This is a genomic window from Sorangiineae bacterium MSr11367, from assembly GCA_037157805.1.
Classification (GTDB): Bacteria; Myxococcota_A; Polyangia; order Polyangiales; family Polyangiaceae; genus Pendulispora; species Pendulispora rubella.
In genome coordinates, this window is sequence record CP089983.1 from 9,868,651 (window position 1) to 9,888,676 (window position 20,026).

General features: G+C 66.4%; 15 protein-coding genes. 6 read left to right on the forward strand and 9 right to left on the reverse strand.

Annotated elements, in window-relative coordinates; all coding sequences use genetic code 11:
* Positions 1-4 precede the first annotated feature (4 nt).
* Positions 5-2,527 (reverse strand): HEAT repeat domain-containing protein, encoded by a 2,523-nt coding sequence (locus LVJ94_37940; GenBank protein ID WXB02681.1) that lies wholly within the window; start codon positions 2,525-2,527, stop codon positions 5-7.
* A 44-nt stretch (positions 2,528-2,571) separates the two neighbouring features.
* Between LVJ94_37940 and LVJ94_37945 the strand changes: the two genes are divergently transcribed.
* Together LVJ94_37945 and LVJ94_37950 are read left to right on the forward strand one after the other, a co-directional pair.
* The gene (locus LVJ94_37945; protein ID WXB02682.1) at positions 2,572-2,985 is read left to right on the forward strand and encodes a (deoxy)nucleoside triphosphate pyrophosphohydrolase; all 414 of its coding nucleotides are present in this window, start codon (positions 2,572-2,574) and stop codon (positions 2,983-2,985) included.
* 40 nt (positions 2,986-3,025) lie between these two features.
* On the forward strand, positions 3,026-3,760 hold the full coding sequence (locus LVJ94_37950) for a sigma-70 family RNA polymerase sigma factor (protein ID WXB02683.1): 735 nt from the start codon (positions 3,026-3,028) through the stop codon (positions 3,758-3,760).
* On the opposite strand, the gene LVJ94_37955 is transcribed toward LVJ94_37950, so the two are convergent.
* Positions 3,761-4,885 (reverse strand): alpha-hydroxy-acid oxidizing protein, encoded by a 1,125-nt coding sequence (locus LVJ94_37955; GenBank protein ID WXB02684.1) that lies wholly within the window; start codon positions 4,883-4,885, stop codon positions 3,761-3,763.
* Positions 4,886-4,999: 114 nt separating this feature from the next.
* Here LVJ94_37955 and LVJ94_37960 point away from each other — a divergent pair, with 114 nt between their 5' ends.
* Together LVJ94_37960 and LVJ94_37965 are read left to right on the forward strand one after the other, a co-directional pair.
* On the forward strand, positions 5,000-5,392 hold the full coding sequence (locus LVJ94_37960; GenBank protein ID WXB02685.1) for a ferritin-like domain-containing protein: 393 nt from the start codon (positions 5,000-5,002) through the stop codon (positions 5,390-5,392).
* Positions 5,389-6,192, forward strand: a complete 804-nt coding sequence (locus tag LVJ94_37965; protein ID WXB02686.1) for a bacteriocin family protein — start codon at positions 5,389-5,391, stop codon at positions 6,190-6,192. Before LVJ94_37960 ends, LVJ94_37965 begins: the two co-directional genes overlap by 4 nt.
* On the opposite strand, the gene LVJ94_37970 is transcribed toward LVJ94_37965, so the two are convergent.
* Positions 6,189-7,265: an FAD-binding oxidoreductase gene (locus LVJ94_37970; GenBank protein WXB02687.1), complete on the reverse strand. Its 1,077-nt coding sequence runs from the start codon at positions 7,263-7,265 to the stop codon at positions 6,189-6,191. The two genes, LVJ94_37965 and LVJ94_37970, sit on opposite strands and share 4 nt — an antisense overlap.
* A 70-nt stretch (positions 7,266-7,335) precedes the next feature.
* The gene (locus LVJ94_37975; GenBank protein ID WXB02688.1) at positions 7,336-7,953 is read right to left on the reverse strand and encodes a hypothetical protein; all 618 of its coding nucleotides are present in this window, start codon (positions 7,951-7,953) and stop codon (positions 7,336-7,338) included.
* Between the two features lie 90 nt (positions 7,954-8,043).
* On the opposite strand from LVJ94_37975, the gene LVJ94_37980 reads away from it, so the two are divergent.
* Positions 8,044-8,574 carry a hypothetical protein gene (locus LVJ94_37980; protein ID WXB02689.1) on the forward strand — a complete coding sequence of 177 codons (531 nt, stop codon included), beginning with the start codon at positions 8,044-8,046 and terminating at the stop codon, positions 8,572-8,574.
* Between the two features lie 3 nt (positions 8,575-8,577).
* Positions 8,578-9,792, forward strand: coding sequence for an FAD-dependent oxidoreductase (locus tag LVJ94_37985; protein WXB02690.1), 1,215 nt, complete (start codon positions 8,578-8,580; stop codon positions 9,790-9,792).
* Here the strand turns inward: LVJ94_37985 and LVJ94_37990 are convergent.
* From LVJ94_37990 to uvrA, 5 genes are all read right to left on the reverse strand, one after another.
* On the reverse strand, positions 9,762-12,002 hold the full coding sequence (locus LVJ94_37990; protein ID WXB02691.1) for a S8 family serine peptidase: 2,241 nt from the start codon (positions 12,000-12,002) through the stop codon (positions 9,762-9,764). The genes LVJ94_37985 and LVJ94_37990 overlap by 31 nt on opposite strands.
* 217 nt (positions 12,003-12,219) lie before the next feature.
* Positions 12,220-14,358 (reverse strand): S8 family serine peptidase, encoded by a 2,139-nt coding sequence (locus LVJ94_37995; protein WXB02692.1) that lies wholly within the window; start codon positions 14,356-14,358, stop codon positions 12,220-12,222.
* 102 nt (positions 14,359-14,460) lie between these two features.
* On the reverse strand, positions 14,461-14,829 hold the full coding sequence (locus LVJ94_38000) for a hypothetical protein (protein ID WXB02693.1): 369 nt from the start codon (positions 14,827-14,829) through the stop codon (positions 14,461-14,463).
* On the reverse strand, positions 14,826-17,012 hold the full coding sequence (locus LVJ94_38005) for a S8 family serine peptidase (GenBank protein ID WXB10783.1): 2,187 nt from the start codon (positions 17,010-17,012) through the stop codon (positions 14,826-14,828). The genes LVJ94_38000 and LVJ94_38005 overlap by 4 nt, the downstream gene beginning before the upstream one ends.
* A gap of 64 nt (positions 17,013-17,076) precedes the next feature.
* On the reverse strand, positions 17,077-19,992 hold the full coding sequence (uvrA, locus tag LVJ94_38010) for an excinuclease ABC subunit UvrA (GenBank protein ID WXB02694.1): 2,916 nt from the start codon (positions 19,990-19,992) through the stop codon (positions 17,077-17,079).
* Positions 19,993-20,026: the final 34 nt, after the last annotated feature.

Consider the following 20,026-nt stretch of genomic DNA (forward strand, 5'->3'; position numbering starts at 1 on the left):
CTCACTACTGGGGCTTGTCCTTCTCGCCGTTTTTCGCGGCGGCCGCCGGAATGCGCTCGTCGGTGGCCTTGGGGTTCATCACCTCGAAGAACGCCTGGCGCGCCAGCTCCCCGAGAGGCGCTGGCTCACTGCGCAATGCGAGGAGCACGCCCTTCTCTTTCATGAACTTCAGAATCGCAATCGCATCTTCCCGTTTTTGCGCGTCCGCACTCTTGGCGTCGCGCACCAGCCGCACGCGCAGATTCACGCGCGTCACCGAGTGCGGACCGTTGTCGGTCTCGATGCCTTGCAGCGCGCGCGACAGGATCAACTTCGGCCAATCTTGAAGAGCGCCATTCACCTTCACGTGGGCGCACGCTTGCGCGTTGCGGATCCACCGAGCGACGTCGCCCTTCTCGTAATTCTTGTCGCTCCAATAGCCGAAGGACCGATTGTAAATGTCTTTGATCTCTTCCAGCGCCTCCGCCGCCACGTCGTTGTACGACGCCACGGCGCGAGTGGCCTGGTCCACCTCGCCGCCAATGAGCAAGGCCAACACCGCATCGCTGCGCGTGTTCGGATCGGTCAACTTGACCTCGAGCTGCTTGGCCACGTCGGGCGTCACGCCGCCGAAGCCAATGGCGCGAGCAGCTTGATGACGCACCTCCAGCGGCACGTTCGGGTCCAGCAGATTCACCAGACCGCGCGTCGCGGATTGCACCGGGCGGTGCACCAACGTCTCCAGGTAGCAGGCCCGGATGAGCGCATTCTTCGGGTCCGGCTTGTTGAACTCGTGCACCTTCTTCACGACCTCGCCGAGTTGATCGTCGGTCGCGACCCAGGAGAGCGCAAAGCACGATTCGACGCGCGATTGCTCGTTGTTCTCCGGGTTCTCGATGTACTTCGTCAGAATCGAATACGCCTTCGGGTCGCCCCATTCGGCGAAGCCGTCCGATGCGCCCACGCCGAGCCCGCGCAGGGTCATGCCCAGCACCGCCAGGCCGCCCTGCATCAGCGAATCCATCGTGGCGTCGACCTTGGCCGGCTTGCGATTCAGCTGTTTGTCGAGGATCCCCCAGCTCGCCGGATCCTTCGTCATGCCGAGATAGCGAAGGGCACTCTGGGCAGTGGCCCACGTCGGCGGAAAATCCTGCTGCCCTTCCTTGGGCAACGGCTCCCTCGGGTCACCCCACTTGCGCAGCAACGTCAGCCCGCGCGCCGAGCCCGCGGCCGCGAGAAAGCGCATGCCGTTCGCGTGGGGCTGCGGAAGATCCGTCGTCCAGAACACGGCGCCGTCCTCGGCCACCGACAGAATGTCGTTGCGCTTGTCCGGATGCAGCACCGCCAGATCGGCCAGCATGCGCGCGGACACCACCCGCTCGTTGTCGTCGCGCACGAGCTCCGGATCGTCGACCTTGTTGTAAAGCTTGAGCGGGTCCTGCTTGAGACGCCAGCCCAAGGTCGTCGCCGCACGCGCGTCACCGATCTCCGCCAAACGCAGCGCCGCCTCGGTCTTCCAGTGCGGCTTGGGGTTCGACGCGATGTACTGCACGAGCATGTCGCCCGCGCGCGGATCGGACAGCTCGCGCATCATCTCGAAGAGCTGCCGCGTCTGGGCCTTCTCGCGCTCCGGGTTATCGTGCGACACGCTGCGGATCGCCAAGATGAGGCCCTTGGCGCCCACACCGTCGCGCAGCGCCTCGAGGAACTTCAGCCGCGAATTCTTGTCCGCCCGCGATAGCGCATCGAGAAGCGGCCCCACCGCATCCTCGTTGCCGATGCGGCCCAACCCGACGGCCGCCTCACGCGCTACCTCGACGGATTTGTCCTGCACCAGCTTGATGAGCACCGCCGTCCACTTCGCATCACCATTGCGCGAGAGCACCGTGGCAATGAGCTGGCGCACGCTCTCGCTCTCGTCGGTCGCGTAGGTGGCCAATTTTTCGAGTGGCACCATGCCGGCGAGCAGCTCGGGATCGAACGCCGGAACGCCGTCCAAGCGCTGCACCTTGGAGAGGTGGCCCAGGCGGTACTCGGAGAGCACGGCTTCGAACGCGGAGGCTTCGTGCAAGGTGGCCAGGGCCCAGGAAATCTGCGGCTTGTCGCTGCTATCCGCCTCCTGCAGCGCCTTCAAAAGCGCGGGCTTCGCCGCATCCGCCGTGGGCGAACCGTATTCCAGGATGGCCTGCGCCGCCGTGCCGCGCACGCGATGATCGTCCGACGCGAGGCCCTTGATGATGAGCTCGAGGCCCGTGGGATCTTTCGCCCACGCCAGCTCGGCGAACGCCTCTTGCTGGAGCGCGGGGACGTCGTTGCGGGCGGCCCACGAGCGCCACTTCGGGACGGCCTCGGCCTTCGACATCACGTAGATGTGCTTACGCTCGGAGGCGATCTCTTTGACGCCGAGCTTCTCCGATTCCCCCTTCGCCGCGAGCACCGCAAACACGGCCCCACCGACGACCGCGAGAACACCGATGCCAATGGCTATCGGCTTGAAGGCACCTTTTTTGAAGTTTCCTTCCTCGACATCGTAATCATTGCCTTGCATCGCCGGAAGGACGATATCAGAGCGGAACACCAGCCAGGAAAAGAATGCATACCGTCATCGTCGCCGCCGCAGTTTTGATCGAGGGGCGCCGTGTCCTGCTCACGCAGCGCAAGGCGGGTGCTCACCTCGCGGGCTCCTGGGAATTTCCGGGCGGAAAGGTGGAGCCAGGGGAAGACCCCAAGGCAGCCCTCGCACGCGAGCTCGCGGAAGAAGTGGGCATCGTTGTGCGGATCGGTGAGATTGTCGATGTAACGTTCCACCGCTACGACGACGCGAACAAGGCCGTGCTTCTTCTCTTCTACGACGCAGAACGAACGACCGATTCGCCCGACCCAAGCGCCATCGACGTGGCGGCACTGCGCTGGGCTACGGCCGACGAGCTCGAATCTGCGGATTTTCCCCCGGCCGACGTCGCGATTTTGGCCAAGGTACGACATAGGCTGTCCTGTCTGGTATGATTGGTTCTGCTCGTGATACCATTGGATAGCAGTTGCAAGCATGGCGGAGCATAACCGCAAAGGGGAGAACTTTCCGACGACCCAGCACTCCATCCCATTTGGGTTGAAGAGTGCGGACTCCGCCGAGAAAACGCGTTCCCTGGAGCGGCTGACCAAGGCGTACTGGAAGCCGGTCTACAAGTACCTGCGGCGCAAGTGGCGCAAGACACCGGCCGAGGCCGAGGAGCTCACGCAGTCGTTCTTCCTGCGCGCCATCGACAAGAGTACCTTCGCCTCCTACGACCCGGAGCAGGCGCGCTTTCGCACCTTCGTCCGCGTGTGCGTCGACCGGTTCGTGGTCGACCAGAAACGGCACCAGTCGGCGATCAAACGCGGTCATGGGGTGCGCTTTCTGCAATTGGATTTCCCCGGCGCCGAGGGGGAAATCTCCAGCGACTACGCGATGGTGTCGGATCCGGAGAAGCTCTTCGAGGTCGACTGGGTTCGGAGCGTGCTGGGGCTCGCCGTCGAAGCGCTGCGCGCGGCATGCGCGAGCAAGGGCAAGGACGTGCACTTCCGCGTGTTCGAGCTCTTTCACCTCGGCGACGGCGCCGAGAAACCGAGCTACGCCGAGGCGGGTGCGCTGCTCGGCATCTCGGTGACCGACGTGACGAACCGACTGAGCTATGTGCGGCGCGAGTTCCGCGTGATGGTGCTCGACACCCTCCGCGAGCTCACCGGCAGCGAAGAGGAACTCCGCAGCGAAGCGCGCGCCGTGCTCGGCGTGGAGCTTTGATCACGCACGCACGAGCATGTCGCGCGTGATGGAGGCGATGTCCGGGCAGCCGGCCAGGGCCATGGCGGAGGTGAGCTCGCCCCGCAGGATTTGAAGTACGCGTGCGACGCCGGCTTCGCCAGCGAGGGTGAGACCCCAGAGGATGGGCCGGCCGACCATCACGGCGCGGGCACCCAAGGCGAGGGCCTTGAAAATGTCGGTGCCCCAACGGATGCCGCCGTCGACGATGACCTCGAAGCCGGCGGACTGGCGGGAGGCCACGGCCTCGAGGACGCGCGGAAGGGCATCGAGCGAGGCGATCGCGGAATCGAGCTGGCGGCCGCCGTGGTTCGAGACGACCACGCCGGAGGCCCCGGCGTCGATGGCCCGAAGTGCATCGTCGCCGCGCACCACGCCCTTCAACAAGATGGGCATGCGCGTCATCGTGCGGAAGGTCTCGATGTCGCGCCACGTGAGCGAGGAATCGTGCCGCCCCGTCGCGTACGCGTGATGGTACGCCTCCTTGCCCCCCTGCGCGACGTCGGTCAAGTTGGCGGCGACCATGCCGGGTGGCAGGGTGAACGCGTTGCGGACATCGCGCAGGCGGCGCCCCATGATCGGCACGTCGACCGTGACGACCAAGGCCTGGTAGCCCGCGGCGTCGGCGCGTTCGATGAGCGAGCGCGTGATGCCGCGGTCCTTGTTCACGTAAAGTTGGAACCAGCGCGGCGCGCTCGGGCCCGCGTCGACAGCCTTGGCGGCGTCGAACTCGGTGGCGATCCGTTCGAGAGGCATCGTGGCCACGGTGCTGGTCACGTAGCCGGTGCTCGACTTCGCCGCGCCGCGGGAGCTGGCCAGCTCGCCTTCGGGATGCGCCAAGCAATGGTAGGCCATGGGCGCGACGAGAATGGGCGATGCGACCTCGCGCCCCAGGAGCCGCGTGCGTGTGTCGATGCGGCCGACGTCGACCAAGATGCGGTAGTCGATGGCCCACTTGCGGAAGGCGCGGCGGTTGGCGCGGAGCGTGGTCTGCGAGTCCGCCCCGGACAGGAAGTAGCCCAACGTCGAAGGGGACAGCTGCGGACGTGCCGCGCGCTCGAGGTCACGGACCGTGAGAAACGTCGACAAGTCCAACGGCTCGATCATGTCCGAACGTTATACCGAGGAGCCCGTCCCGATGCAGCTCATGAAGAGAGACGCCGGCAACAAAGAGTGCATCAAGGCTGTCATCCTCACGGAATCGGGTTATTCAATTCTCCTATGTCCAGCGAAAGCTTGCACGAGCCGGAAGACCGACTGTCCGAGCCAACGAAGAACATGCACCGCGCGATCGTCTCGCTCATCGAGGAGCTCGAGGCGGTGGACTGGTACCAACAGCGGGCCGAGGCCTCGACGGACGATGCACTGCGAGCCGTGCTCGAACACAACCGCGACGAGGAAATCGAGCATGCGTCGATGACGCTCGAATGGATCCGCCGCAACAACCCGCGCTTCGACGCGAACCTTCGCACCTACTTGATGAAGACCGAGCCCATCACGGAGATCGAAGAAGCGGAGACCGCCGGAGAAACACAGCCGCAGGAAACGACGACGACCGCGCCGCGGGGGACGGACGGATCGCTCGCCATCGGAAGCCTGAAGGAGACTCCATGAATCTTCTGAAACGAGAGCTTGCCCCCATCCTTCCCGACGCATGGGAAGCCATCGACGAAGAAGCGACGCGCGTCCTCAAGTTGAACCTCGCCGGTCGCAAGTTGGTCGACTTCAAAGGTCCGCACGGCTGGAAATACGCGGCCGTGAACACCGGCCGCCTCGAGTTTCTCAAGGAGTCCCCGGCCCCCGACGTCGCCGCGGGCGTGCGCTCGGTGCAGCCGCTCATCGAGCTGCGCACCATGTTCAAGCTGGACATTCTCGATCTGGATTCGGTCGCGCGCGGAGCGGACGATCCCGATCTGTCGGAGGTCGTCAAAGCCTCCGAGCGCATCGCGCACGCCGAGGACAGCGCCATCTTCAACGGCTACAAGGCCGGCCAGATCGACGGCATCATCGAGACGAGCCCGCACACGCCCATCGACGTGCGCGCCATCGAATCGTGGCCGCAGAGCATCGTGCAAGCGAAGGAGATCCTTCGCGCGGCCGGCGTCTCGGGGCCGTATGCCCTCGCCCTCGGCAAGCAAGCGTACGACGAGCTTTCCGCCGGCAGCGAGGACGGCTACCCGCTGCGCAAGCGCATCGAGCGCACCTTGATCGACGGCCCCTTCGTCTGGGCGCCCGCCATCCAAGGCGCCGTACTCCTCTCCACGCGCGGCGGCGACTACGAGCTCACGGTGGGCCAGGATCTCTCCATCGGCTACCACTTCCACGACAAGCGCACCGTGGAGCTCTACATCACCGAGTCCTTCACCTTCCGCGTGCTCGAGCCCGCGGCGGCGGTGGTCCTCAAGCGGGGCTAACCTAGAATCGACTGGGCGATCTCGTCGGCCGTGATCTTGGCCAGGACGATGCCGCTGCGGTAGTGGCCCGTGCCCCAATAGAGGCCGGGGATGCTCGAGCGGCCGACGAGAGGGCGATCGGCGTGGGGACGGAAGCCGACCCACGTCGCCGACAAGGCGGCATTCGCGAGGGACGGAACGGCGGCAATGGTGCCGTCGAGGATGTCGCGCAGGGCGCCGGCGGTGACCTCGCGGCGGTAGCCGACGAATTCGACGGTGGAGCCGCAGTAGACGCGGCCATCGCCGCGCGGCACCGCGTACGAGTGGCCGTTCACGATCATCGTGCGAAGGCGCGGCGGTCGCTCTTCGAGCTGCACGACTTGCCCGCGCGCGGGTCGCACCGGCGCGAGATCGGACGCGCCGCTGATACCAGGAATGAGCGAGGACCAGCTGCCTGCGGCGAGCACCGTGGCGTCGGCGCGCACGGTCGTCTCGCCGTCATCCGGTGCGGAGGCGAGCGAGACGCCGGTGCAGCGATCGCCCTCGAGCAGAACGCGCTCCACCACGGCGCCGATGCGCATCGTCACGTTGCGCATCTTGCCGAGAGACGCGACCAAGGCGCGGAGCAGCGCCGGGGGATCGACCTGCGAGTCGTCGGGGAAGTAGGCGCACGTCCCGGCATTCGCCACGAGCTCGGGCTCGATGCTGCGCGCCGCGGCGGCGTCGAGGATCTCCGCGCGCTGTCCGAGCTCGCGCTGGGCCGATACGATGCGCAGGATCTTGTCGCGCTCTTCGCCGCTGTCCGGCAGCACGTGGAGAATGCCCGACACGCGGTAGCCGACGTCGATGCCGGTCTCGCGGCGCAACTCCTCGGACCATGCCGCGTAGCTGTCGCGCGCCCGCACGAAGTACGAAATGCGCTCGGGGCTCTCCTCTTCCACCTCCGCGCCCGCGCCGAGCATCCCCGCCGCAGCGCTCGAAGCCTCCGAGCCCGGAACCGCGCGCTCGAGCAGCACCACGTCTGCACCACGCTTCGCCAACGCCAGCGCTGTCGCGCAACCAATGACTCCACCGCCAATGACCGCTACCCGCATGCCCCAGCCTTTAGCACAGCGCCGTTACGGCCCCTCCCCCTTCGCTGGGAGGGGGGATTTGCAAAGGCGCCTAGCGCACTCTTCGAGTCAAACGCACCAACGTCGCCACGTTCCACACCGCGAACCCGACGAAGAGCACCATCAAGCCGACGGACCAACGCGCCCGCTCCGGCGTCTCGCCATCGACCAGGAGCCACGCGCTCGAGGGCACGTGGCTGCGCAAGCTACGGTGCCGCGGGCCCACCGCATCGAAGCGCACCAGCCGCCCGGAAAACGTGCTCGGCGGAACGAACCGCGCGCTCTCCTGCCCCGACGGAACGCGGATCTCCACCCAGAGATCCGATCGGCCCGCCACCGGTGCGAGCCGGTACGAATCCGACTCGAGGGGCCGCTCATAACGGATGGCGCCACTCGCCCCCAGCATGCCGCGGGCGTGCACCAGCCGATTTTGACCGACCTCCTCCAGCTTGAGCGCCAGAAGCTCCCCCGCGTCGAAGGGACTACTCGGCGCAAACGCATATGCTGCATCGCGGGCCAGCGAGACGACCATGGCCAGCGACGCCAGGGCGGTCACGAGGAGGAGGAGCAGCGTCCATGTACGTTCGCGCCGCGGCGGATCGGGGAGCTGCAGAAGCTCCGGATCGACCGGCTCCGCAAACTCTACGAGGGCTTCGGGGGAATGGCTCATCGGACGCACATCCAGGTTGACATCTCACGAGCACGAACGTTCCGTAATTTTTCTCGTCGGCCACGCCGCAGGCAGGGTAGGCTTTTTGCCATGGCCAAGGCCTCCGCTTGCCCGAGTTGTGGCTTTACCCAAAATCCCCCGAATGCGGTGCGCTGCGCCTCGTGCGGCGCCAAGATGGAGGCCATCGGCCGAAGCGGTCGTACGCGCGAGGAAGAGCTCGAGCGGAGGTACCAGCAAGAAGGGCTGAGCATCAAATGGATGTTCATTGCCCTGCTGGTGCAGGTCGTCCTTACGGCCGCGCTCGTCTTCGGCCTGCCCGTCGTCGTCGGCGCGCTCGATTTCGAGGGCGGTAACGGCATGATCGTGTGCATCCCCGTCTGGTTCCTCGGCGGGTTGCTCATCGGCATGGTCTCGCCCGGGCGTACCTTCATCGAGCCGGTGGTTGCCAGCTTCGTCGTGGCCATCCCCACCACGTTCGTGCTCGTGCAGAACCAGACCGTGCGCATGATCCCCACCTTCCTCTATGTGATCATGGCCTCGATCGGGGTCTTGTTCACCTTGGTGGGCGCGTACATCGGCGAGCGCATTCAGCTCGGGCCGCCGCCGAAAACCGCAGAATAATCCATGTCGTATGAAGTGATCATCGTGGGCGGCGGGCCAGGCGGCTCCGTCACCGCGTCACGGCTTGCGCAACTCGGCCGGCGGGTGCTCGTTCTGGAGAAGACGCCCTTTCCCCGCTTTCACCTGGGGGAGTCGCTCCTCCCGCAGTCGATGCCCATCCTCGGGAAGGTCGGCGTTCTGGAGGCGCTGGAGCAGCGCTTCTTGGTCAAGCGTGGCGCCAACTTCCACCTGAGCGGCACGGGCAAGACCGCCCGGTACGACTTCGCGGAGGCCTTCGACAAGAGCGTCAAATCGGCGTTCGAGGTGCCGCGCGACGAGTTCGATCACGTGCTCCTTCGCCGCGCCTCGACCTTGGGCGCGGAGGTGCGCGAGGGGTGGACGGTCACGCGGATCGTCTTCGACAACGACCGCGCCGTCGGCGTGGAAGCGCGCGATCCCAACGGGGTCACGCACTCGCTCGCCGCGCCCTTCGTGGTGGATGCCACCGGACGCGACGCGATGCATGCGCACACGACGCGCAGCACCATCCGGGTGCCGCACCTCGACAAGACGGCCCTGTTCACGCACTTCCGCGGCGCGCACCGCGACACGGGCGATCGCGAGGGCGACATCCAGATTGTCGTGTTTCCGGCGGGTTGGTTCTGGTTCATCCCCTTCAAGGATGGCCGCACCAGCGTCGGCGCCGTCGTGTCCAGCGCGTGGATGAAGACGCGCACCCCCGGCCAAACCGTGGACGACCTCTACCGCCGCGCGGTGAGCGAGTCGGACGTCGCCACGCGGATGCTCGAAGGCGCCGAACAGCTCTTCCCCGCAGGCGCCACCGCCGATTTCAGCTTTCGCGTGAAGCGCCTCGCCGGCCCCGGATGGCTTGCCGTGGGCGATTCGGGCGGCTTCATCGATCCGCTCTTTTCGACGGGCGCGCACCTGGCCATCTATGGCGGCTACCACGGGGCCGAGGCCATCCATGCGGCGCTCGAGTCGGGGGAGAGCGTGGACCGCTTCGTCGCGTGGGAAAAACAGGTACGCCGGGGCGCCGAGCTCTTTCTCGGCGCCGTCCAAGCGTTCTACCAGGGCACCCTCACCGAGTACCTGTTTGCGGACAAGCCGCATCCCTTCTTGAAGCGCTCCATCACGTCGATGCTCTGCGGCGACGTGTTCCACGGCGACGAGCGCTGGACGCGCGAGATTCAGTCGCGCTTCCCGGCATCGTTCGACTGATCGCGGCGCCTGCGGCGCACGAGGGTGATCCCCAATGCGAGGACGCCCGCGCCGAGCCCGGAGAACAGCCCTCCGCTCGGTGACACATTGCACCCATCGTCGGAGCTGCCGCCGGTGTTGGCGTTGCCGCCGGTACCGCCGTCCTCCGAACGCGGCGGGATGGGCGACGCGAAGTGGGCATCGCTCAATGCCGCGAGGGCATCGAGCTTCCCGCGCCCCCACATCACGTTGGGCAGATTGTCCACGCCTTCGGGCTTGACCGCCGTCCGATCGAAGATCCCACGAATGTCGTCGACGGTGAGCTTCGGATCGCGCTCCAGCAGCAGCGCGACCACGCCCGCCACGAGCGGGGACGCCATGCTCGTGCCCTCCTCGGCGAGGTAACCGTTCGGCGAGGGCTTGATGAGGTTCTTGGCGCGAACTTGGGCCGCCGGCGTGCTGGTGTTCAATGTCGAGATGATCATCTCGCCGGGCGCGGTGATGTCCGGCTTTAGCGGCCCCACGCCGTTGCGCGCAGGACCGTGGCTGGAAAAGTCGCTGAGTGCGCCAGCGACGATGGGCACACCGCCGACGAAGGTCTGCTGCTGCTGCGGCTTTCCGTCGCTCGACGTCCACTCGCCGCGCGTGACGAAGGAGCCCACGGCGAGCACTTTCCACGCGATGGCGGGGTAGCCGATGGTCACGTCGTGATTGACCGTCACACCAGCCTGTTGATCCGTGAGCAGGAACCCGCCCTGGTTGGTCGTATCGATGAACGCGTCGAATTTGCCCTTCCCCAGGATCTCCAAGCGCCAGGGACGCTTGTCTTCGAGCCCGTCCTGGTTGGTGTCCCTCAGGGTCACCCTGTAGTTGCGTGCGCCCGTCGGGGACACGGCCCCGCTGCCGGCCACATTTCCCAGAGTGATGGTGCCGTCGGTGAGCATCGTGTCGGCGAGCGGCCGCTCCACGACGATGCTCTTCGAGTACGTGGGCGCACCGCCGGTGGTCGACTCGAAGCCGACGCGCACGGAGAGCTCCGCGTCAGGATCGGTCCAGATGTTGATGACCTCCCTGGCGTAGTACTTCCCATCGGCTGCCGCGACGGAGCCCGAAAGCCACCGCAAAACGACCGGCGTCGCCGAAGCCGTCGCCGACGCGTGCACCGCCACCGGCGTCTTGTCGAGTGCAGAGTTGACGTTCCCGTGCCCCTCGTTGCCCGCGGCCGCGACCAAGATTTTTCCCGGCCCGGTCAGATTGTCGAGGCACTTCTCCGCGAGCGACAGCCCATCGTGCGATCCGTTGTGCTGGCCGAGGCTCATGTTGACGACGGCGGGCATCTTCGCCTCCTCGGCGATCTTGAAGATGTACGAGACGCCGTCGCAGATGGCCGTCGTCAGGGTATCCGGCCCGGAAACCCCGGGCGCGTTTCCAGGCTCCACCCAAACGATGTCGGCCTCGGGGGCCATGCCGATGTACGGCACCCCCGCGACGGGGCCACCCGCCGCGATACCCAGCACGTGGGTGCCGTGGCTTCCCGTCCGTTGGTACGCGCACGTCTTCGCGTCAATCTGCGCGGCGGTGCACCCGGTGCCGTATTTGAAATCCAGAGGCGGGGTGCCATCCTTCTGGCGTTGGTCCCAGATGCCGCGCACGCGCGTGGTGCCATCGGCCTTCTTGAACGCGTCGTGCGCCAGATCGACGCTCCCGTCGATCACGCCGACGACGACGCCCTTTCCCTTGAACGGAGAAGGCAGCGGCGACACGCCCGCATGCACTTGATCGATCTTCACGGCCGTCGCCGCCTTGTCGAGCTTCGGATGAACGGGGAGGGCTCCCTCCATCCGCGTCACGGCCGCACCGTTCGCGAGCATCGCGATCGCCGAGCTGGGCACACGCGCGGTCAAAACGTCGCCCGCAACGGTTCCCACCGTTCCTCCCGCCTCCTCGATGATCCGGCGGGCCGCCGCAGGATCTTTCGACTGCACGAACAGCGACGACAGCTCCGGCGCCGCGCTCTCCGCATCCTCGCTCCTTTCCGGCGCCGCGGCCGCGAGGGTACTCATGCGCAGGGTCGCATCGAGCTTGGACCAGCCCGTGGCGGTGAGCCCCGCCTTTGCGACCCCCGGCGGCACGCTCTCATCGCCACCCGGCGTGACGGATGTATCGGAGCACGCGGCGATGGCAACGGCCATCGCACTGCCCAAGGCACACATCGTTCGGAAGTGTTTCATGGTGAAGGCTCCTCACTGGGCCATGTCGTTTCGACGACGAGGGTGCATTCTCACCACAAACGCGAACGCACGCGGCTTGAAAAGCGCCGCGTGCGTCGGATTCCGTGCTCACTCCGTCATGATGTTCGCACCTGCGCACCACCGAGATGCGACTTCGCAAAGAAGAGCGTGCGGCCGAGAAATCGTCCTGCCGTTTGGATGCAACGGCGCGGGCGACTCACCCGCGGCGGCGTCGGCGCACGAGCATCATGCTCAATGCAAGAGCTCCCGCGCCGAGTCCGGAGAAGAGCCCGCCGGTAGGAGCCACGTTGCATCCGCTCTTGCTCTTCTCTTCGCCCTTCGCGTCGCCATTTCCATCGTTCGGAGGAGGCGGCGCGACCTTCGCATCGCCCACCGCGGCGAACGCATCGAGCTTTCCGTAGCCCCACGTCGAACTCGGCACCGTCACCCCGTCGGGCTTCACGGCCGTGCGCTGGAAGGTGCCACGGATATCCTCGACCGTGAGCTTCGGCTCCTTCTGCAGCATGAGTGCCACCACGCCGGCGACGACGGGCGAAGCCATGCTCGTCCCTTCGTACGCGGCGTAGCCATTCGGTGGAGCTTTGACGATGCGATCGGGGGTGCCGGTGTCGATGGGAGCGGACGTGTTCCACGCCGAGATCACCATTTCGCCCGGGGCGGTGATGTCCGGCTTCATCGGCGCCGCTTCGTTGCGAAGCGGCCCGCGGCTGGAGAATTCGCTGATCGCACCGATGGTCAAGGGTTTGCCGTCGGCGCCAGTTGGCTTCCACTCCTGACCATCTTTCGCCGCCGTCCAAGAGTTGCGTGAGGTGTACGAGGCCACCGAGATGACCTTCGATGCGGTCGCGGGGAAACCGATGGTCATGTCGTGGTTGACGCTCACGCCGGGCTCCTGTCCGTCGATGATGAAGCCGCCGCCCCTCGTGGAGTCGATCCAGGCATCGAAGCGCCCATTGCCGGTGATTTCGAGCAGCCAGACCAGCCCATCTTCTCGGTGGTCACCATCTCCATCCCACGTGCCCACGCGAATGTTGCGCGCCCCCGAAGCTTCCACACTCCCGGCGCCCTGGACGGGCCCAACGGTGATGGTCCCATCGGTGAGCGTGGCCCTCGCGAGCGGCTTGTCGACCTGGATGGCCTTCGAATACGTCGGCGTTCCGCCCGCGACGGGCACGAAGCCCACTCGAACCGAAAGGTTCACGTCCGAGTTGCTCCAGAGATTCAGAATCTGGTCCGCATAGAATTGGCCGTTGGATTCCATCACCCGCCCTGGCAGCCACCGCACGACGACCGGCTTCGTCGAAGCGACCGCCGTCGCGTGTGCAAACGTCCGCGTAGACGCCAGGGGGTTGATCTTTGCTCGCCCTTCGTTTCCGGCAGCGGCCACGATGATTTTTCCGGGCCCGGTCAAATTGTCGAGGCACTTGTCGGCGAGCGACGAGCCATCGTGCGGGCCGCTGAAATCGCCGAGGCTCATGTTGACGACGGCCGGCTTGTTCGCCGCCTCTGCCATCTTGAAGATGTACCCGGCCCCATCGCAAATGGCGGTCGATACGGGAACGGCGTCGGGGCTGTTCTGATTGGCGAGATCCACGTCCACCAACACGAGATCCGACTCGGGCGCCATGCCGAGGTAAGGCACGCCCGCAACGCGCGACCCCGCCGCGATGCCGGTGACGTGCGTCCCGTGGTGCTCCTTGCTCGTGTAGTTGCACGTTCCCGCGTCGATCGCCGCGGCATCGCACACACTGCCGTAGTCGTAACCGTAGGTTGAAGGCGGCTTGCCGCCCTTGGCCGTTTGGTGCCAGAGGGAGCGGATTCGGGTCTTGCCGTCGCTCGTCTTGAAGGCGGCGTGCTTCAAGTCCATCCCGCCGTCGACGACGCCCACGATGACCCCCGCGCCCTTGAAGGCCGAAGGAAGTGGCGCAGCCCCCGCATGCACCTGGTCGGCCTTCACCGCGGCAATCGTCTTGTCGAGTCTGGCGTACACCGGGGTGGCGCCTTCCATCCGCGACACGCTGACGTTGTTCGCGATCGTGGCCACCGCGCCGGCGGGCACACGCGCCGTCATCACGTCACCCGAGACGGTTCCAACGCTCCCTCCCGCCGCCTCGATGAGCCGCCGCGTAACCTCGGGCTCCTTCGACTGGACGTAAAGCGCCACGGATGGCGCGCTCGCTTCGCTGGCCGGTGCGTCGTCGAGCGTACGCGAGCGCAGGGTGGCGTCGAGCTTGCCCCACCCGAGGGCGGTCAGCCCCGCCTGCGCGACACGCGTCTCCACCGCATCGTCTCCACTCCCCACGACGGCGGGCGCCGAATCGGAGCAAGCCGCCACCGGAAAAGCGAGAAAGCTTCCTAAGGCACACACATGTGCGAATTTTTTCATCAAGGATGGAGACGCCTACTCCTTCCCGATGTCGCGTGAGAATCGCGCGATTTAGTCGCGCTTTCCGCCGTCCTTCGATGGATCGATCGCGCCAGCATCCGAGCGCGGGTACACGGGGCGGGCGATCTCGACGTGGAGCACGCCGTCGGTCGCGCGTACCCGGTCGAGGGCGCCCGCGGGGATGCGCGCGGTCATGATGTCGCCGGCGACGGTGTCCACCTCGACGCCGAGGGCGGCGAGTTTTTCACGGGTGACGCGGGCAGGGTCGACTTGAAGGTAAGCGCGGATCACGTCACCTCGCTCCGATGCGTCGGTCGCCTTTCCGGCTGCGGGAGAGGGCGCGGAATCAGGCGCCGGATCGGACGCCTTGTTCGGGCAGCCCATGAGGGTGAGCGCGACGACTGCAAGCAACGCCCTCATGCGCGACCCCTCCGGCGGACAATCACCATCGCCAAACCGATGGCCAGCGCGATGATGCCCGAGGCGAGGCTGCCCGAGGGGGAGGACACGTTGCAACTGACCGAACTGTCGTCCTTCGAGTCGGACTTCGGCGGCGCGACCGTCGAATCGCTCAACGCCGAGAGCGCGTCGAGCTTCCCGTAGCCCCACGTCGGGCTCGGAACCGTTGCACCGTCGGGCTTCGCGGCGGTGCGGCTCAAGACGCCGCGAACGTCGTCGATGGTGAGCTGCGGGTTGCGCTGCAACATGAGCGCGAGCACGCCCGCCGCCACCGGCGACGACATGCTCGTTCCCTCGAAGGCGGCGTAGCCGTCGGGGCTGGACTTCACCACGCGCTCGACCCGCACATCGGCGATCGGCACCCCGGCGTTGAGCGCGGAGACGAGCAGCTCGCCCGGCGCGGCGATGTCCGGCTTCATCGGGCCCACGCCGTTGCGCGAGGGACCGTGGCTGGAGAACTCACTGAGCGCGCCGACGGGCACCACATTGCCCTCGATTCCCTTCTTCTGCCGCTCCAAGCCGTCGACCGCGGTCCACGTGTTGCGTGTCGTGTACGAGCCGACGGCGAGCACCTTCGACGCGATGGCCGGGTAGCCGATGGTCATGTCGTGGTTGACGGTGACCGCGGGATCGTTGCCCGTGAGCAGGAAGCCACCGGCGGAGTTCGTGTCGATGAACGCGTCGAATTTCCCCTTGCCGGTGATCTCGAGCACCCACACCACGTTCTCTTCATTGTGGTCTCCGTCGTTGTCGACCATCGAGATGAAGATGTTGCGCGCGCCCGAGGGGGACGACACGCTGCCGAAGGCGCCCACGGGGCCCAACGCGGCAACCCCGTCGGAGATCAAGGTGTTCTTGAGCGGCTGATCCACGGTGACGGAGCCCGTCGCGTAAGTTGGCGCGCCCCCCGCGGCGGGCACGAAGCCCACGCGCACCCCGAGATCCGAGCCCGCGTCGCTCCAGAGGCTCACGACCTGGGACGCGTAGTATTGGCCGTCGTTGCGATCTCTGCCCCGCCCCGGAAGCCAGCGAAGGACGATGGGCGTCGCCGATGCCGTGCCCGTCGCATGCACGGCCACCCGCGTGGATTTCAACGGGTTGAGCGTGCCGCGTCCCTCGTTGCCCGCCGCGGCCACGACGAGCCTTCCCGGCTTGATCTGGTTGTCGAGGCACTTGTCGGCCAACGACGAGCCGTCGTGCGGGCCCGTGTGCTCGCCGAGGCTCAGATTGACCACGGCGGGCATGTTCGCCGCGTCGGCGATCTTGAAGATGTACCCAACGCCGTCGCACACGGCTGTCGTAAAGGCCTCCTCGAAGCTGCCCGCGTCGGGCGGGGTGCCGATGTCCACGAAGACGAGGTCCGCCTCCGGGGCCATGCCGACGTAGGGCACACCCTGCACGGGCGCGCCGGCGGCGATGCCCATGACGTGCGTCCCGTGGTACTCCGTCGTGGCGGTGTATCCGCACTTCTGCGAATCGATTTCGGCGGCGTCGCATTCGCCGCCGTAGTTGTAGCCGGCGGGATGCTTCGCGCCCTTCGCGCCTTGAGCCCAGAGGGAGCGCAGACGCGTCTTGCCGTCCGCCTTCTTGAACGCGGAGTGCCTCAAGTCCATGCCGTTGTCGACCACACCGACGATGACGCCCTTGCCCTTGAAGGGCGAAGGAAGCGGCGCCGCACCGGCGTGCACTTGATCGGCGCGCACGGCGACGGAGGCTTTGTCGAGCTTCGTCTGCACCGGCCGGCCACCCTCCATGCGCGACACGATCGCGTTGTTGGCGATGGTCGCGACGGCCTCGGGCGGCACGCGCGCGGTCAGGACGTCGCCCGCCACGGTGCCCACGGTTCCGCCCGCGTCCTCGATGAGGCGGCGCGTGCCCTCGGGATCCTTCGTCTGCACGAACAGCGACACCGGCGGCGACGCCACGCTCGAGAGGGCCGGCCCCGCCGATCCACCTGACAGCGTGCGGGTGCGCAACGTCGCATCGAGCTTGTTCCAGCCCGACACCGTGAGCCCGGCTTGCGCGATGCCCGGCGCCGGCTCGTCGCCCCCCTGCCCCGAGAGCGAGCCCGACGAATCGGAGCACGCCGCGATGGACACGGCCATCGCCCCACCAAGCGCACACAGCTGCACGAACTTTCTCATCACGAACAAGACGCTCCCAGGTTTCAAATGTCGCGTAAAAATCGTGCCTGGCACGATAGACGGCTTACTCCACCGCCGGTGCGCCATTTTGAGAGCGAACGCGCCGTTTCGCGCCATTCGCCGGCGATGGTGCGGCCTTTCGCGTGATCTTCGTCACCAGAAGCGGAGCGAGAAACTGCCCGGTGAACGACTTGGCGATACCCGCCACGCGTTCCGGCGTGCCTTCCGCCACCAAGGTACCGCCGCGTGCACCGCCCTCGGGCCCGAGATCGATGATCCAGTCGGCGCACTTGATGACGTCCAAGTTGTGCTCGATGACCACGACCGTGTTGCCCGCGTCGACGAGGCGTTGCAGCACCGCGAGGAGCTTCTTGATGTCGTCGAAGTGCAAGCCCGTCGTCGGCTCGTCGAGCACGTAGAGCGTGCGCCCCGTCTGCACCTTGCCCAGCTCGCGACTGAGCTTCACGCGCTGCGCCTCGCCGCCGCTCAACGTGGTGGCCTGCTGCCCGAGCTTCATGTAGCCCAGGCCGACCTCCACCAATTTGTCGAGGATGCGCGTCAGCGCGGGGAAGGCCTGAAAGTGCTCGCGGCACTCGTCGATGCTCGACTCGAGCACGTCGTGGATCGACTTGCCCTTGAAGCGCACCTGCAACGTCTCCGGGTTGTAGCGCTTCGTCTCGCACGCCGAGCACGGGACGTACACGTCGGCCAAGAAGTGCATCTCGACCTTGACCGTGCCGTCGCCGCCGCACGCCTCGCAGCGCCCGCCCTTGACGTTGAAGCTGAATCGTCCCGCGTTGTAGCCGCGCGTGCGTGCCTCGGGCAGCTCCGCGAAGATCTCGCGGATCATGTCGAAGGCCTTGGTGTACGTCCCCGGGTTCGAACGCGGGGTGCGACCGATGGGCTTTTGGTCGATGGCGATGACCTTGTCGAAGGCCGACAGGCCCTCGATGGAGTCGTGCTCGCCCACCGGATCCGAGCTGTCGTGGAGCGCGCGGCCAAGCGCCGGCAAGAGGATGCCGTTCACCAGCGAGCTCTTTCCGGCACCGCTCACGCCGGTCACCGCGGTGAGGATGCCCACCGGGATCTTCACGTCGATGCCGCGCAAATTGTGGGCGCGGGCGCGCTTCACCTCGAGCCACGTGCGCGGTTTGCGCCGCTCCGCGGGCACGTCGATGGATTTCTTGCCCGAGAGGTACTCGCCGGTGAGGCTGTCGCTCGCGAGCAGCTCCTCGGGCGTGCCGTTGAAGGTGATGCTCCCGCCCATGTGCCCGGCGCCGGGGCCGAAGTCGACCACGTGATCCGAGGCCAGAATGGTCTCCGCGTCGTGCTCCACGACGATGACGCTGTTGCCGAGATCGCGCAGGCGCTGCAACGTGGCAATCAGGTGCGTGTTGTCGCGCGCATGCAAGCCGATGCTCGGTTCGTCGAGCACGTACATGACGCCGGACAGCTCGCTGCCCAATTGGCTCGCGAGGCGAATGCGCTGCGCCTCGCCACCGCTCAACGTCGGTCCCTTGCGATCGAGGGTGATGTAATCGAGCCCCACGTCGAGCAAGAAGCGCAGCCGGCTCTGGATCTCCAAGAGCGCGCCCTCGCTGATCTGCCGATCCGACGAGGGCAACTCGATCCCTTCGAAGTGCGCGGCCACCTCGGCGATGGTCATCGACGTGACCTCGGTCACGTTTTTCCGGGCGACGAGCACCGCCAAGCTCTCCGCGCGCAGGCGTTTGCCGCCGCACGATTCACACGGGCGCTCACGCAGGTAGCGGCGGTAGGTGTCGCGCGCGGCCTCCGAGGCCGTCTCGCGGAACTTGCGCTCGATGTTGGGGATGACCCCCTCGTACTTCATCGCCCACGTGTTCTGGCCTTCCTTGCCCCAGCGCACGTTGATGCGATCCTGGCTGCCGAAGAGGATGCGCTCCTGTTTCGCCTTGGGGATTTTCTTCCAAGGCATGTCCAAATTGACGGCGAAGGCCTTGGCCACGCCGTCGATGATGCGCGACGTCCACCCTTCCCCGCGTTGCATGGCCGGCGCCCACGGCGCTATGGCGCCGCCGCGGATCGACAGCGAGGCATCGGGAATGACCAGCGAGGGATCCACTTCGTCGCGGATGCCGAGGCCGTTGCACGACGGGCACATGCCGAGCGGCGAGTTGAAGGAGAAGCTCTGCGGCGATAGCTCCGGGAAGGCGATGCCGCAGCACGAGCGCGCTTCGCTGTAGAGGATCTCCTCCTTGCCGGTGTCGACGCGCAGCTCGCCCTTGCCTTCGCGCAGGCCGAGCTCGACGCCCTCGGCCACGCGGGCGCGGTCCTCTTCTTTGAGCACGATGCGGTCGATCACCACCTCGACGGTGTGCTTCTTCTTTTTGTCGAGCGAGGTGACGTCCTCTAGGCGCGTGATCTTTCCGTCGATGCGTACGCGCACGAAGCCGCGGGTGCGCAAATCGTCGAAGATTTCGCGAAATTCGCCCTTGCGGTGCGTGACCAGCGGCGCGAACAAGGTCACCGCGGTGCCGTCGGGGAGCTTGACGATTTCGCGCGTGATGGCCTGCGCGCCCTGGGCGGCGACCTTCTTTCCGCACTTCGGGCAGTGTTGCTCGCCGAGCTTCGCGTAGAGCACGCGGAGGTAGTCGTACACCTCGGTGATGGTCCCCACCGTGGAGCGTGGGTTGGACGATGCGCTCTTTTGTTCGATGGCGATGGTCGGCGACAGGCCGCGCAGGTGCTCGACCTTGGGGCGTTCGAGCTGCCCCAGAAATTGCCGGGCGTAGGCGCTCAACGTCTCGATGTAACGGCGCTGCCCTTCGGCGTACAGCGTATCGAACGCCAAGCTGGATTTCCCCGAACCGCTGGGCCCCGTGAAGACCACCAGCTTTCGCTTGGGCACCGCCATTTCGTCGATCTTGAGATTGTGCTCGCGCGCACCGATGACCTGGACGAAATCAGGTTCCTTCGCGCTCTTGATCCGAGATTTCAACTACACCTTCGCTTTCGACCCGGGGCCGCGTGGG